Below are 13,237 nucleotides of genomic sequence, written 5' to 3'. Positions count from 1 at the left end.
TCAGTCAGTCAGGCGGTCGCGCGGGCCAGCTCCCTCACGAGGGGCTCGCGCAGCTCCGGGGCGTCGACCCGCTCCACGCGGACGTCCGCGCAGCCCACCCACGCCGCCGCCTCGGCCAGGGCCTGGGCGACGGCAGGGACCGCCCTCGGGCCGTCCAACGTGACCTGCTTGGCCACCAGCGTGCGGCCCTCGCGCGCCGGATCCACCCGGCCGACGAGCCGGCCGCCGGCCAGGACCGGCATCGCGAAGTAGCCGTACACCCGCTTCGGTTTGGGGACGTAGGCCTCCAGACGGTGGGTGAAGCCGAAGATCCGCTCCGTGCGCGCCCGTTCCCAGATCAGGGAGTCGAAGGGCGACAGCAGGGTCGTGCGATGGCGGCCGCGCGGAGAGGCCTCCAGGGCCGCGGGGTCCGCCCAGGCCGGCTTGCCCCAGCCCTCGACCGTGACCGGGACGAGCCCCGAGTCGGCGATCACCGCGTCGACCTGCTCACCCTTGAGGCGATGGTAGTCGGCGATGTCCGCGCGGGTGCCGACCCCCAGGGACTGGCCCGCCAGACGGACCAGGCGGCGCAGGCACTCGGTGTCGTCCAGCTCGTCGTGCAGCAGCGCGTCCGGGATCGCGCGCTCGGCGAGGTCGTAGACGCGCTTCCAGCCGCGGCGCTCCACGCACACCACTTCGCCGTACATCAGGGCGCGTTCGACGGCGACCTTGGAGCCGGACCAGTCCCACCAGTCGTTCGTCTTCTTCGCGCCGCCCAACTCCGTGGCCGTGAGGGGGCCTTCCGAGCGGAGCTGCTTGATGACCTGGTCGTAGGCGCCGTCCGGGAGGTCGTGGTTCCAGTGCGGGCGGTTGCGGTAGGCCCGCCGGCGGAAGGCGAAGTGGGGCCACTCCTCGATGGGGAGGATGCAAGCGGCGTGCGACCAGTACTCGAAGGCGTGCGTGTCCTGCCAGTAGGCGTTCTCCACGGTCTTTCGGCCCACCGCGCCCAGACGGGCGTACGGAACGAGTTCGTGGGAGCGGGCCAGGACCGAGATCGTGTCGAGCTGTATCGCGCCCAGGTGGCGGAGGATGCCACGGACGCCGGAGCGGCGGTCGGGGGCGCCGAGGAAGCCTTGGGCTCGGAGCGCGATTCTGCGGGCCTCGTCTGCGGAGAGGTCTGCGGTGGGGCGCGGGGTGGTCATGGTCGGCACGATAGGGGGCGGGACTGACAGTGGGGTGTGACCTGCGGTGCTGTTCGGTGCCGGGCGTTGGTGCCGTGGCGGGGCGGCCCGCAGCTCGGCGGTGCGAGGAGCCGCTGCACCCCCCAGGCTTCGCGGCTTCGCTCGAGCAGAGCACGCCCGTCGCCCCAGCGGCACGATCACCCGCTGCAGAGCTGCAGAGCTGCAGAGCTGCAGAGCTGCAGAGCTGCAGAGCTGCAGGGCAGCTATGCGGGCGCCGGTAGGTACGGGGCCGTCGACGGGAGGCCCAGGTCCGAGGGGAGCAGGGAACCCACCCAGGTGTCCCGGCGTACTCCCTTGTTGTTCGTCGCGGAGCGCAGCGTGCCCTCGATCGTGAAGCCCGCGCGTTCGGCCACCGCGCGGGAGGCCCGGTTGCCCACCTCCGCGCGCCATTCGATGCGGTCGAGCGCGGCGTGCGTGAAGGCCCAACGGCAGGCGGTGAGGGTGGCTTCCGTGATGTAGCCGCCGGCGCGGTGCTCCTTCGGGGCCCAGAAGCCGATCTCGGCCATGCCGAGGGCGCGCATGGTGAGGCCGAGCATGCCCGCCAGTTCTCCGGAGTGCAGGAAGACGCCGAAGGTGAACATGGAGCCGTCCGCCCAGCCGTCCGGAACCATCTGCTCCGTGAAGCCTCGGGCATGTTCGCGGAAGTAGGGCGAGGGGATCGTGGTCCAGCGCTGGATGTCGGGGTCCTGGCAGGCGTCGTACACCGCGTCGGTGTCCCGGGGGCCGACCGTGCGCAGCAGGAGGCGGTCCGTGGTGAGGGTGACGGGGTCCATCGGCCGATTCTGATCGGAGGGCGCTCGCGGGCGCCATTCCTTTACTTTCGGTGAGGCAGTGATCACGCCTGGCGCATTTCGGTGGAGGGATGCGGCACCATCCGAGGGGGCCGGACGTTGTCCCTTTGAAGCAGACGTGAATCAGAATTGAAGCAGTGGACGGTAGCCGTCTCGGCAGGCCCTCCCGGCGCGGCGGGGTCCTCGCATACGATGGCCGTTGCTCAGTAAGTCAAGTGGTAACCGACCGTCCCAGGCCCGACCGGCAAGGAGACCAACCCCCGTGTCCGTCCTCTCCAAGATCATGCGTGCAGGCGAAGGCAAGATCCTGCGCAAGCTGCACCGCATCGCGGACCAGGTCAACTCCATCGAAGAGGACTTCGCCGACCTCTCCGACGCCGAGCTGAGGGCCCTCACCGATGAGTACAAGCAGCGGTACGCCGACGGTGAGAGCCTGGACGACCTGCTGCCCGAGGCGTTCGCCACGGTCCGCGAGGCCGCCAAGCGCGTCCTCGGCCAGCGCCACTACGACGTGCAGATGATGGGCGGCGCCGCCCTGCACATGGGTTACGTGGCCGAGATGAAGACCGGTGAGGGCAAGACACTCGTCGGCACGCTGCCGGCGTATCTGAACGCGCTGTCCGGCGACGGCGTCCACATCATCACGGTCAACGACTACCTGGCCGAGCGCGACTCCGAGATGATGGGCCGCGTCCACCGCTTCCTGGGCCTGACCGTCGGCTGCATCCTCGCCAACATGACGCCGGCTCAGCGCCGCGAGCAGTACGCCTGCGACATCACCTACGGCACGAACAACGAGTTCGGCTTCGACTACCTGCGCGACAACATGGCGTGGTCCAAGGACGAGCTCGTCCAGCGCGGCCACAACTTCGCCATCGTCGACGAGGTCGACTCCATCCTCATCGACGAGGCCCGTACGCCACTGATCATCTCCGGCCCGGCCGACCAGGCCACCAAGTGGTACGGCGACTTCGCCAAGCTGGTCAAGCGCCTGAAGCGCGGCGAGGCGGGCCAGCCGCTCAAGGGCATCGAGGAGACCGGCGACTACGACGTCGACGAGAAGAAGCGCACCGTCGCCATCCACGAGTCCGGTGTCGCCAAGGTCGAGGACTGGCTGGGCATCGACAACCTCTACGAGTCGGTGAACACCCCGCTCGTGGGCTACCTGAACAACGCCATCAAGGCCAAGGAGCTCTTCAAGAAGGACAAGGACTACGTCATCATCGACGACGAGGTCATGATCGTCGACGAGCACACCGGACGTATCCTCGCGGGCCGCCGTTACAACGAGGGCATGCACCAGGCGATCGAGGCGAAGGAGGGGGTGCCGATCAAGGACGAGAACCAGACCCTCGCCACGATCACCCTCCAGAACTTCTTCCGTCTCTACAAGCGCCACGACCGCAACGGCAAGGAACAGCCGGGCCTGTGCGGTATGACCGGTACGGCGATGACCGAGGCCGCCGAGTTCCACCAGATCTACAAGCTCGGCGTGGTGCCGATCCCGACCAACCGGCCGATGGTCCGCAAGGACCAGTCGGACCTGATCTACCGGACCGAGGTCGCCAAGTTCGAGGCGGTAGTCGACGACATCGAGGAGAAGCACCGCAAGGGGCAGCCCATCCTCGTCGGCACCACCTCGGTCGAGAAGTCCGAGTACCTCTCGCAGCAGCTCAGCAAGCGCGGCATCCAGCACGAGGTGCTGAACGCCAAGCAGCACGACCGTGAGGCGACGATCGTCGCCCAGGCCGGCCGCAAGGGCGCGGTCACGGTGGCCACGAACATGGCCGGCCGTGGTACGGACATCAAGCTCGGCGGCAACCCCGAGGACCTCGCCGAGGCGGAGCTGCGCCAGCGCGGCCTCGACCCCGAGGAGCACATCGAGGAGTGGGCGCACGCCCTGCCCGAGGCGCTCAAGCGGGCCGAGAAGGCCGTCCAGGCCGAGAAGGACGAGGTCGAGAAGCTCGGCGGCCTCTATGTGCTGGGCACCGAGCGGCACGAGTCGCGGCGTATCGACAACCAGCTGCGCGGTCGTTCCGGCCGTCAGGGCGACCCGGGCGAGTCCCGCTTCTACCTCTCCCTCGGCGACGACCTGATGCGGCTGTTCAAGGCCCAGATGGTCGAGCGCGTGATGTCGATGGCGAACGTCCCGGACGATGTGCCGATCGAGAACAAGATGGTCACGCGGGCGATCGCCTCCGCCCAGTCGCAGGTCGAGCAGCAGAACTTCGAGACCCGCAAGAACGTCCTGAAGTACGACGAGGTCCTCAACCGCCAGCGCGAGGTCATCTACGGCGAGCGGCGCCGCGTCCTGGAGGGTGAGGACCTGCAGGAGCAGATCCAGCACTTCATGGACGACACCATCGACGCGTACGTCCAGGCCGAGACCGCCGAGGGCTTCCCCGAGGACTGGGACCTCGACCGGCTGTGGGGTGCCTTCAAGCAGCTCTACCCGTGCAACGTCACGGTCGAGGAGCTCGAGGAGGCGGCCGGCGACCGGGCCGGGCTGACCGCGGAGTTCATCGGTGACTCCATCAAGGACGACATCCACGAGCAGTACCAGGCGCGTGAGGCGCAGCTCGGCTCCGAGATCATGCGTGAGCTGGAGCGCCGGGTCGTGCTGTCGGTCCTCGACCGCAAGTGGCGCGAGCACCTCTACGAGATGGACTACCTCCAGGAGGGCATCGGCCTGCGCGCGATGGCGCAGAAGGACCCGCTGGTCGAGTACCAGCGCGAGGGCTTCGACATGTTCCAGGCCATGATGGACGGCATCAAGGAGGAGTCCGTCGGTTACCTGTTCAACCTGGAGGTCCAGGTCGAGCAGCAGGTCGAGGAGGTCCCGGTCGAGGACACCAAGCCGGTGGCCGACCTGGAGAAGCACGACGCGGTGCCGGCGCAGGCCGGTGCGCGGCCGGAGATCCGCGCCAAGGGGCTCGACGTCCCCCAGCGGCGCAACCTCCACTTCTCGGCGCCGACCGTCGACGGTGAGGGCGGCACCATCGAGGGCGACTTCACCGAGGACGGCGAGCCGGTGCGTTCCGAGGCCGACGGCCTCACGCGCGCGGAGCGCCGGAAGCAGGCGAAGGGCCGGGGGCGTCGCAAGAAGTGACGCCCACCGAGGCACGGTAGTGGCTTGAAGGGCCGGACACCCGAGGGTGTCCGGCCCTTCGGCTTTCCCGTGGGCCGGCCAGGCCGCCGGGTGCGAACCCGGGCGGTTCAGTCGGCCTCGGCACGCGGTGGGCGGGGGCCGCCGAGTTCCACGGCCGTGCAGCGCCAGCGGCGGTCCTGGCCGAGTTCCAGACGGAAGGCCATCGCGCGCAGTCGGTCGCCGGCACCGATCCGGGCGAAGGCCTCGATGGCCCCCGGGCGGGGTTCGAAGTAGCCGATGTCCCGGACGACGGGGCGGACACCGCGGGTGCGCAGGGGGCCGCGTTCGGCCAGCCAGGCCAGTTCGTCGTAGGCGCGGCCGCGGGTGTGGCGGAGCATCGAGTGGACGGGGCGTTGGCCGCTCAGGACGGCGAGGAGGAGATCGGCGAAGAGGTCGGTGGGGAGGGGGTGGGGGATCGGCCGGCGGGGGCTCTGCGGCGGGACGCGAGGGGTGGTCTGCGGGGAGGCCGGGGTGGTGGTCTTCACGGACGCCGGGGAGGCGGCGTCCGAGGGCGCAGGGGTGATGGCTCGGGTGGGCGTCGAGGAAGCGCTGTGCGGAGCGCTGTGGAGTGCTGTGCGCGCGCCGTGGAGAGGCGGTCGGCGGGTGCCGGAAGCGGCCGGTGGGCGCGTGTCGATGGGGCGGGTGCGAGGGCGCTCGGCGCGGGTGGAGGCCGGGGGGCGACCGTCGGCCGCCGTTGTACGGATGGAGCCGCCGCCGGGGGTACGGGGTGGGGTGGTACCGCCGGAGGTGCGCGGCAGGGCGGTGCTGCCGGCGGTGGGTGGAGCGGTGGTGCCCGTGGTGCGTCGGACGGTGCTGCCGACAGTGGGGTCCGTAGCGGGTGGGGGCGTGGTGCCGGTCGTGCGTGGGGCGGGGCCGGCGGTGGTCGCCGGGGGCGTGGCGCCCGTCGCGCCTGAGACCGGGGTGCCGGCCGCGGGTGGGGCCGTGGTGCGCGGGGCGCGGGCCGCGGTGCTGCCCGGGGCGCGGGACACGGCTGTGGTGCCGGGGCCGCGCTGGTCCCGGCGGACCGGGGGGCGGGAGGCCGGGCGGTGTGCCCTGGTCATGACCTTGTGCATCGGGGGTCCCCGTTTCGTGGGCCCGGCGGATACCGGGGAGTAACTTCAGGTTGGGGATCTTGTACGGGGTGGGTCGGGACCGGAGCAAGGAGACGGAGCTCGCGTCGGCGGCGCCGGGAGGTTCACTTATCCGGGTGATGTCTCGGGGGTGAAGCCCGCAGCCACGGGGGTGCGGCGGGTGAATTCTGGGCCCGGGGTGGACGCGTCCGGCGTCACGGGGCGGGACTCGAAAGGGGACGCCCCGCACGTATCCTGAAGGCCCTCCGTAGCCCTCCGCCCCCCACGAAAGCGGCCAGCCATGCGTGTCTACGTGCCCCTGACCCTCCCCGGTCTCGCCGAGGCGTACAAAACGGGCGAGCTCGCGGACGGGCCGTTCGTCGCGTACGCCGTGACGCCCGGGCTGCGCGAGTGGTACCTCTCCGACGACATCGAGGAACTGGAGTACGCGGCGCTGAGCAGGGCCGCGCTGGCCTCGCTGCGGCTGCTGGCGGCCGACCCGCAGGCGCCGCGGCGCCGGGTCGTGGTCGCCGTCGACGTGGCCGACCGGGCCGCGAGCGCGGACCCCGACCGGGGGCTCGATCCGGCGGCGCTGGGGGAGGTGCGGGTCGCGGGGCCGATGCCGCTGAGCAAGGCGGCGTCGGTGCATGTCGACGCGGCGGACGCGGAGGCGGACGTGACGGCGGCGGCCGATGCGCTGCCGGCGGCGGACGGCGGGGACGACGACGCGCGGTTCGTGGTGGACGGGGCGGAGGACCACGAGCTGCTGTGGTTCGCCACGCAGGAGATCCCGAACCTGGTGGGGCGCGAGGACTGAGCGAACCTCCCGGCGGGGGCGCGTTGAGGTGCCGCTCTCTTGATTGTCAGTGGGGGCGGGTACGTTCTGGGGCATGGGGACGAAGACGGGCGCGCACATTGTCTGGGACTGGAACGGGACGCTGTTCCATGACATCGACGCGATCATCGGGGCGACGAACGCGGCGTTCGCCGAGCTGGGGCTGGCGCCGCTGACGCTGGAGCAGTACCGGGAGCTGTACTGCGTGCCGGTGCCGAAGTTCTACGAGCGGCTGATGGGGCGGCTGCCGACCGAGGCCGAGTGGGAGGCCATGGATGACGTCTTCCATCGGTACTACGCCGAGCATCGGACGGCCTGCGGGCTGACCGTGGGGGCCGTGGAGCTGCTGGCCGGGTGGCGGTCCACGGGGCGCAGCCAGTCGATTCTGAGCATGTACGTGCACGAGGAGCTCGTGCCGCTGGTGCGGGGGTTCGGGATCGAGCCGCACTTCATACGGGTGGACGGGCGGACCGGGCCGTCCGGGGGCAGCAAGGCCGAGCACATGGTGCGGCATCTGGGGTCGCTGACTGGGGTGGACCCTGAGCGCACGGTGGTGATCGGGGACGCCGCGGACGATGCGGTGGCCGCGCTGCATGTGGGGGCGCGGGCTGTGCTGTACACCGGGGGGTCGCACAGTCGGGCGAGCCTGGAAGCGGTGGGAGTGCCTGTGGTGGACACGCTGGAGGAAGCGGTCGCTGAGGCGGAGCAGCTGGCGGCCTAGCCAGAGGCGCTCGGTGTCGCTGTTGAGGCCGATGGGGCGCTGCTGAGTCCGTCTTCCCGCGGCGGCACTGTGCAGAACGTCAAACTTCCACGGCTGGTTTTGTACACATACGGCTCATGACGGGGCCCCCGTCGGGAGCGATAGCCTTGGTGGCGTGATCAGCGCGATAGTTCGCGGGGACATCGTCGTCCCTGCCCTGCGCCCGGAGAGCACGGACGACATCCGTGTCCGGGCGGCGGTCGCTGGTCTTCGCGGGCGGGTCGGGGCATCACAGACTCCCGGGACGCCGAGCGCCACCCGGACCCAGGCGTCACAGAGGGCAGCGTCACACCGGTGGAGCAGCTCAAGAATGGCTCAGACACCCCCGCTCATCTCACCTTGCGGCATAGCGTCGGCACAGACCGGATACCCCGTGTCACGACGTGACGTCGTAAGCGCAGAGGCCGTACTTCCTTCTACGTCACGCAAAGGCGCGCGACAGGAGCCAGAGGACAATGCAGACCAAGCTGGACGAAGCCAAGGCCGAGTTGCTCGAGAGGGCCACCCGGGTAGCTGAGAACAGCCCGGTCGGGGGGCACCTACCGACCGGGTCGACGGGCGAGGAGACCCCAGACGCCCAGGAAGCTCCGGACCGCGAGTCCCTGCTCACGTTCCTCCAGCGCTACTACCTGCACACGGCCCCGGAGGACCTCGCCGACCGCGACCCGGTCGATGTCTTCGGAGCCGCCGTATCGCACTACCGGCTGGCCGAGAACCGCCCCCAGGGCACGGCCAACGTGCGGGTGCACACTCCCACCGTCGAAGAGAACGGGTGGACCTGCAGCCACTCGGTCGTGGAAGTCGTCACCGACGACATGCCCTTCCTCGTCGACTCCGTCACCAACGAGCTGACGCGGCAGGGGCGCGGGATCCACGTGGTCATCCACCCCCAGTTCGTGGTGCGGCGCGACGTCACCGGAAAGCTCATCGAGCTGCTGCCCACCCCGGCCACCGGCGACCTCCCGCACGACGCGCACGTCGAGTCCTGGATCCACGTCGAGATCGACCGCGAGACCGACCGCGCCGATCTGAAGCAGATCACCGCCGACCTGCTGCGCGTGCTGTCCGACGCCCGTGAGGCCGTCGAGGACTGGGGCAAGATGCGGGACGCGGCGATCCGGCTGGCGGAGGGGCTGCCGGACGAGCCCATCCCCGGCGACCTGCCCGGACCCCAGGTCGAGGAGGCCCGCGAGCTGCTGCGCTGGCTGGCCGACGACCACTTCACGTTCCTCGGCTACCGCGAGTACCAGCTGCGCGACGACGACTCGCTGGCCGCCGTCCCCGGCACCGGGCTCGGCATACTGCGCGCGGACCCGCACCACGCCGCCGAGGAGAGCCACCCGGTCAGCCCGTCGTTCGAGCGGCTGCCCGCCGACGCCCGGGCCAAGGCGCGTGAGCACAAGCTGCTCGTGCTGACCAAGGCGAACAGCCGGGCGACCGTGCACCGGCCGTCGTACCTGGACTACATCGGGGTGAAGAAGTTCGACGCCGACGGCAATGTCGTCGGTGAACGCCGGTTCCTCGGACTGTTCTCCTCCGCCGCCTACACCGAGTCCGTGCGCCGGGTCCCCGTGATCCGGCGCAAGGTCGAGGAGGTCCTGGAGCAGGCCGGGTTCTCGCCCAACAGCCACGACGGGCGCGACCTGCTGCAGATCCTGGAGACGTATCCGCGCGACGAGCTGTTCCAGACCCCGGTCGACGAGCTGCGGGCCATCGTCACCTCCGTGCTCTACCTGCAGGAGCGCCGGCGTCTCCGGCTCTACCTGCGCCAGGACGAGTACGGCCGCTACTACTCGGCCCTCGTCTACCTCCCGCGCGACCGCTACACCACGGCCGTCCGCCTGCGGATCATCGAGATCCTGAAGGAGGAGCTCGGCGGCATCAGCGTCGACTTCACGGCGTGGAACACCGAGTCGATCCTTTCGCGGCTGCACTTCGTGGTCCGGGTCCCGCAGGGCACCGAGCTGGAGCAGCTGTCCGACGCCGACAAGGAGCGCATCGAGGCCCGGCTGGTGGAGGCCGCCCGCTCCTGGGAGGACGCCTTCGCCGAGGCGCTCAACGCCGAGCTCGGCGAGGAGCACGCGGCGGAACTGATGCGCCGGTACGCGCACGCCTTCCCCGAGGGCTACAAGGCCGACCACAACCCGCGCGCCGCGGTCGCCGACCTCATCCACCTCGAACAGCTGAACGCCGAGGAGGGCACTGACTTCGCGCTCAGTCTGTACGAGCCGGTGGGTGCCGCCCCCGAGGAGCGGCGCTTCAAGATCTACCGCACGGGTGACGCGATCTCCCTGTCGGCCGTGCTGCCGGTCCTCAACCGGCTCGGCGTCGAGGTCGTCGACGAGCGGCCCTACGACCTGCGCTGCCCGGACCGGAGCGTGGCCTGGATCTACGACTTCGGCCTGCGCATGCCCCGCTCGCGGAACGGCGGCGACTACCTCGGCGACGACGCCCGTGAGCGGTTCCAGGACGCCTTCGCCGCCACCTGGACCGGCAAGGCGGAGAACGACGGCTTCAACGCCCTCGTGCTGAGCGCCGGGCTGACCTGGCGGCAGGCGACGGTGCTGCGGGCGTACGCGAAGTACCTGCGGCAGGCGGCGTCGACGTTCAGCCAGGACTACATGGAGGACACCCTCCGCAACAACGTCCACACCACCCGCCTGCTCGTCTCCCTGTTCGAGGCGCGGATGTCGCCGGACCGGCAGCGCGCGGGACACGAGATCGTGGACGCGCTGCTCGAAGAGGTCGACGCGGCCCTCGACCAGGTGGCCTCCCTCGACGAGGACCGGATCCTCCGGTCCTTCCTCACCGTCATCAAGGCGACGCTGCGGACCAACTTCTTCCAGGAGGCGGCGGGCGGCAAGCCGCACGACTACGTCTCCATGAAGTTCGACCCGCAGGCCATCCCCGACCTGCCGGCGCCGCGCCCGGCGTTCGAGATCTGGGTGTACTCGCCGCGCGTCGAGGGCGTGCACCTGCGCTTCGGCAAGGTCGCGCGCGGTGGCCTGCGCTGGTCCGACCGGCGTGAGGACTTCCGCACGGAGATCCTCGGCCTGGTCAAGGCGCAGATGGTGAAGAACACCGTCATCGTGCCGGTCGGTGCCAAGGGCGGCTTCGTCGCCAAGCAGCTGCCCGACCCGAGCGTCGACCGGGACGCGTGGATGGCCGAGGGCATCGCCAGCTACAAGACGTTCATCTCGGCACTGCTCGACATCACCGACAACATGGTCGCCGGCGAGGTCGTGCCCCCGGCCGACGTGGTCCGGCACGACGAGGACGACACCTACCTCGTCGTCGCCGCCGACAAGGGCACCGCGACCTTCTCCGACATCGCCAACGGGGTCGCCGAGAAGTACAACTTCTGGCTCGGCGACGCGTTCGCCTCCGGCGGCTCCGCAGGCTACGACCACAAGGGCATGGGCATCACCGCCCGCGGCGCCTGGGAGTCCGTCAAGCGGCACTTCCGGGAGCTGGGCGTGGACACCCAGACCGAGAACTTCACGGTCGTCGGCATCGGCGACATGTCCGGCGACGTGTTCGGCAACGGCATGCTGCTCTCCGAGCACATCCGGCTGGTGGCCGCCTTCGACCACCGGCACATCTTCATCGACCCGAACCCGGACGCCGCCACCTCCTACGCCGAGCGCCGCCGCCTGTTCGAGCTGCCCCGCTCCAGCTGGGAGGACTACGACAAGGAGCTGCTGTCGGCCGGCGGCGGCATCTTCCCGCGCACGGCCAAGGCGATCCCGGTCAACGCCCACATCCGCGAGGCCCTCGGCATCGAGGCCAAGGTCACCAAACTGACCCCCGCCGACCTGATGAAGGCGATCTTCCAGGCCCCGGTGGACCTGCTGTGGAACGGCGGCATCGGCACGTACGTCAAGTCCTCGGCCGAGTCCAACGCCGACGTCGGCGACAAGGCCAACGACGCCATCCGCGTCGACGGCAAGGACCTGCGCGTCAAGGTCGTCGGCGAGGGCGGCAACCTGGGCCTGACCCAGCTCGGCCGGATCGAGTTCGCGCTGCACGGCGGCCGGATCAACACCGACGCCATCGACAACAGCGCGGGCGTGGACACCTCCGACCACGAGGTGAACATCAAGATCCTGCTCAACGGCCTGGTCGCGGACGGCGACATGACCGTCAAGCAGCGCAACAAGCTGCTCGCCGACATGACCGACGAAGTCGGCCACCTGGTGCTGCGCAACAACTACGCGCAGAACACGGCGATCGCCAACGCCCTCGCCCAGTCCGGCGCCATGCTGCACGCCCAGCAGCGCTTCATGAAGCACCTGGTCAGGGAGAGGCACCTCGACCGGGCGCTGGAGTTCCTGCCCACCGACCGGCAGATCCGCGAGCGCCTCGCCCAGGGCCAGGGCCTGACCGGCCCGGAGACGGCCGTCCTGCTGGCGTACACGAAGATCACGGTCGCCGAGGAACTGCTGCACACCTCGCTGCCGGACGACCCCTACCTCAAGGGTCTGCTGCACGCGTACTTCCCGACCGAGCTGCGCGAGCAGTTCCCCGACCGGCTCGACGGCCACCCGCTGCGCCGCGAGATCACCACGACGGTCCTGGTCAACGACACGGTCAACACGGGCGGAACGACGTATCTGCACCGCCTGCGCGAGGAGACCGGGGCGTCGCTGGAGGAGATCGTGCGGGCGCAGACCGCGGCCCGGGAGATCTTCCGCCAGTACCCGGTGTGGGACGGGGTGGAGGCGCTCGACAACAAGGTCGAGGCCGATGTCCAGACCCGGATCCGGCTGCACTCCCGGCGCCTGGTGGAGCGCGGCACGCGCTGGCTGCTCAACAACCGGCCGCAGCCGCTGCAGCTGGCGGAGACGGTCGACTTCTTCGCCGACCGGGTCGAGCAGGTCTGGGGGCAGCTGCCGAAGCTGCTGCGCGGCGCCGACCTGGAGTGGTACCAGAAGATCCACGACGAGCTGACGGACGCGGGCGTCCCGGACGAACTCGCCACGCGGGTGGCGGGCTTCTCCTCCGCCTTCCCGACACTGGACATCGTCTCGGTCGCGGACCGGATGGGCCGGGAGCCGATGGACGTCGCCGAGGTCTACTACGACCTCGCCGACCGGCTGCGCATCACCCAGCTCATGGACCGCATCATCGAGCTGCCCCGCGCCGACCGCTGGCAGTCCATGGCCCGCGCGGCCATCCGCGAGGACCTGTACGCGGCGCACGCGGCGCTGACCGCCGACGTCCTCGCGGTGGGCGACGGCAGCTCGACGCCCGAGCAGCGCTACAAGGCCTGGGAGCAGAAGAACGCGGCGATCCTCGGCCGGGCGCGCAGCACACTGGAGGAGATCCAGAGCTCCGACGCGTTCGACCTCGCCAACCTGTCGGTGGCGATGCGCACGATGAGGACGTTGCTGCGGACGCACTCGTAGGGCGT

At 70.3% G+C, this 13,237-nt stretch carries 7 protein-coding genes; 4 read left to right on the top strand and 3 right to left on the bottom strand.

Annotation, left to right across the window (positions count from 1 at the left end):
- Nucleotides 1–8 precede the first annotated feature (8 nt).
- The gene (locus ACWD1U_RS28835) at nucleotides 9–1,181 is read right to left on the bottom strand and encodes a winged helix-turn-helix domain-containing protein (RefSeq protein WP_451111863.1); all 1,173 of its coding nucleotides are present in this window, start codon (nucleotides 1,179–1,181) and stop codon (nucleotides 9–11) included.
- Between the two features lie 242 nt (nucleotides 1,182–1,423).
- Entirely contained in the window at nucleotides 1,424–1,993 is a 570-nt protein-coding gene (locus ACWD1U_RS28830; protein ID WP_451111861.1) for a GNAT family N-acetyltransferase, read from the bottom strand.
- Between the two features lie 280 nt (nucleotides 1,994–2,273).
- Here ACWD1U_RS28830 and secA point away from each other — a divergent pair, with 280 nt between their 5' ends.
- Entirely contained in the window at nucleotides 2,274–5,120 is a 2,847-nt protein-coding gene (secA, locus tag ACWD1U_RS28825; protein ID WP_451111859.1) for a preprotein translocase subunit SecA, read from the top strand.
- A gap of 107 nt (nucleotides 5,121–5,227) precedes the next feature.
- Here the strand turns inward: secA and ACWD1U_RS28820 are convergent, their stop codons facing one another.
- On the bottom strand, nucleotides 5,228–6,220 hold the full coding sequence (locus ACWD1U_RS28820; RefSeq protein ID WP_451111858.1) for an Rv3235 family protein: 993 nt from the start codon (nucleotides 6,218–6,220) through the stop codon (nucleotides 5,228–5,230).
- 310 nt (nucleotides 6,221–6,530) lie between these two features.
- Here ACWD1U_RS28820 and ACWD1U_RS28815 point away from each other — a divergent pair, with 310 nt between their 5' ends.
- The 3 genes from ACWD1U_RS28815 to ACWD1U_RS28805 all read left to right on the top strand — a co-directional run bounded on the left by ACWD1U_RS28815 (nucleotide 6,531) and on the right by ACWD1U_RS28805 (nucleotide 13,232).
- Nucleotides 6,531–7,046 (top strand): DUF6912 family protein, encoded by a 516-nt coding sequence (locus ACWD1U_RS28815; RefSeq protein WP_451111856.1) that lies wholly within the window; start codon nucleotides 6,531–6,533, stop codon nucleotides 7,044–7,046.
- Nucleotides 7,047–7,119: 73 nt separating this feature from the next.
- Nucleotides 7,120–7,785: an HAD family hydrolase gene (locus tag ACWD1U_RS28810; RefSeq protein WP_451111855.1), complete on the top strand. Its 666-nt coding sequence runs from the start codon at nucleotides 7,120–7,122 to the stop codon at nucleotides 7,783–7,785.
- A gap of 494 nt (nucleotides 7,786–8,279) precedes the next feature.
- Nucleotides 8,280–13,232: an NAD-glutamate dehydrogenase gene (locus tag ACWD1U_RS28805; protein ID WP_451111853.1), complete on the top strand. Its 4,953-nt coding sequence runs from the start codon at nucleotides 8,280–8,282 to the stop codon at nucleotides 13,230–13,232.
- The last annotated feature ends 5 nt before the right edge of the window (nucleotides 13,233–13,237 follow it).

This window comes from Streptomyces sp. NPDC002788 (assembly GCF_053592115.1).
Note: the sequence above shows the minus strand (reverse complement) of the source record. Positions and strands in the feature narration are given on the sequence as shown.

What these genes read in the sequence shown, in the direction of transcription:
- ACWD1U_RS28835 (WP_451111863.1), bottom strand. Translation starts at nt 1,181, where the DNA reads ATGACCACCCCGCGCCCCACCGCAGACCTCTCCGCAGACGAGGCCCGC.
- ACWD1U_RS28820 (WP_451111858.1), bottom strand. Translation starts at nt 6,220, where the DNA reads ATGACCAGGGCACACCGCCCGGCCTCCCGCCCCCCGGTCCGCCGGGAC.
- ACWD1U_RS28810 (WP_451111855.1), top strand. Translation starts at nt 7,120, where the DNA reads ATGGGGACGAAGACGGGCGCGCACATTGTCTGGGACTGGAACGGGACG.
- ACWD1U_RS28830 (WP_451111861.1), bottom strand. Translation starts at nt 1,993, where the DNA reads ATGGACCCCGTCACCCTCACCACGGACCGCCTCCTGCTGCGCACGGTC.
- ACWD1U_RS28815 (WP_451111856.1), top strand. Translation starts at nt 6,531, where the DNA reads ATGCGTGTCTACGTGCCCCTGACCCTCCCCGGTCTCGCCGAGGCGTAC.
- ACWD1U_RS28805 (WP_451111853.1), top strand. Translation starts at nt 8,280, where the DNA reads ATGCAGACCAAGCTGGACGAAGCCAAGGCCGAGTTGCTCGAGAGGGCC.